At 47.4% G+C, this 1,702-nt stretch carries 1 protein-coding gene and 1 pseudogene; one reads left to right on the top strand and one right to left on the bottom strand.

Annotated elements, in window-relative coordinates; genetic code table 11:
• Nucleotides 1-12: 12 nt before the first annotated feature.
• Complete coding sequence (locus tag F6K20_RS37330) at nt 13-1,011, top strand: beta-ketoacyl-ACP synthase III (RefSeq protein ID WP_287298233.1); 999 nt, start codon at nt 13-15, stop codon at nt 1,009-1,011.
• Nucleotides 1,012-1,115: 104 nt separating this feature from the next.
• On the opposite strand, the pseudogene F6K20_RS37325 reads toward F6K20_RS37330, so the two are convergent.
• Nucleotides 1,116-1,702: pseudogene (locus F6K20_RS37325) on the bottom strand (energy-coupling factor ABC transporter ATP-binding protein); the annotation flags it as partial.

Here is a 1,702-nt window from a genome sequence, read left to right as displayed (position 1 = left end):
TGGAGAATAGCCTTGAATCAACTAGGAACAGGCATTGCTATTACCGGAAGCGGTTCCGCAGCGTCAGAGGTTACCCTCGATATCCATCAACTAAGCCAAATGGTTGATACATCGGATGAGTGGATTACCACCCGTACCGGAATTCGGCAAAGGCATCTGGTGCATGCACAAGGGAGTCTAAGTGAGATGGCTACTGGGGCAGCAAGGAATGCGATCGCTATGGCTGGAATTGCTCCTGATGACCTAGATATGATTATCCTAGCCACCTCAACCCCGGATGATCTGTTTGGCAGTGCTAATCAAGTTCAGGCACTCCTGGGAGCATCAAAAGCAGTTGCCTTTGATATAACCGCAGCCTGCTCAGGGTTCGTCTTTGGACTGGCTACAGCGTCCCAATTTATCCGCACTGGCGTTTACCAAAATGTCTTACTAATTGGTGCCGATATTCTCTCAAGGTGGGTGGATTGGTCAGACCGAAGTACTTGTGTACTATTTGGAGATGGTGCTGGGGCTGTAGTTTTGCAGGGAAATCAATCCGATCGCTTACTGGGATTTGCACTGTGTAGTGATGGTACCCAAAATAGCTGTCTTCAGTTAGCCTATAAATCACAACAGCAGGAAATTGTCAAGGGTTTGACTGTTGGTAAAGGGACTTATCAGCCCATTACCATGAGTGGCAAAGAGGTTTATCGCTTTGCAGTGCAAAAGGTACCAGAAGTGATTGAAAAAGCATTATTCCGAGCCGATCTCAGCACTGAACAGGTGGATTGGCTGGTCTTGCATCAAGCTAATCAGCGGATTCTGGATGCAGTTGCCCAACGTCTGAAGATTCCTAAGCACAAGGTTCTAAGTAATCTCGCTCAATATGGTAATACGTCAGCGGCTTCTATACCTATAGTGTTGGATGAAGCAGTGCGGCTTGAGAAAATTAAATCAGGAGATATTATAGCTACCTCCGGCTTTGGTGCAGGATTGACTTGGGGAGCAGCGGTTTTTAAGTGGGGAAGGTAATTGAATTACTCCAGCACCATCCTGCTGACCAAGTTAATCATTCTTGACGGTTAACAATCAACAGTCAACCGCCAACGACTAACTTTTCACTGATTACTGATAACTTAAACTATAGAGTGAGGCTTTTCCAAACCATGAGCCTCCATCAGCTCCTGATTAGCCATCACCTGTTGAGGAGGACCGTCAGCAATAATTTGCCCTTCGTCAAGTAGCAAAACGCGATCGCATACTTCTAAAATCAGTTCTAGGTCATGGGAGGAAATCAGTATTGTCTCCTGGGACCCTTTCAAAAAGCTAATCAAGCGACGCCGGGAACGAAGGTCAAGATTCGCACTGGGTTCATCGTAAAGCACTAGGGATGGACCCATGGCTAAAACCCCTGCGATCGCTACCATACACTTCTGACCCCCAGACAGGTTGTGGGGAACTCGAGCCGCTAAGTGTTCCACACCCGTCAGGGATAGGGCTTCTTGAACTCGCTGTTCAACCTCAACCGTTGGTAACCCCATATTCTCTGGTCCAAAGGCTACGTCATCCCAGACCGAAGGGGAAAATAACTGGTCATCGGGGATTCTGAAACACCAGACCAATTTCTGGGCGAAACTCACCCGCTACCACAGGTTTGCCAAATAACAGCATCACTCTTGCCCTAGTTGGTTTTAAAATGCCACAGATGGTCAGAAATAGGGTA

The sequence above is a fragment of the Moorena sp. SIO2C4 genome (assembly GCF_010672485.1).
Lineage (GTDB): Bacteria > Cyanobacteriota > Cyanobacteriia > Cyanobacteriales > Coleofasciculaceae > Moorena > Moorena producens.
Note: the sequence above shows the minus strand (reverse complement) of the source record. Positions and strands in the feature narration are given on the sequence as shown.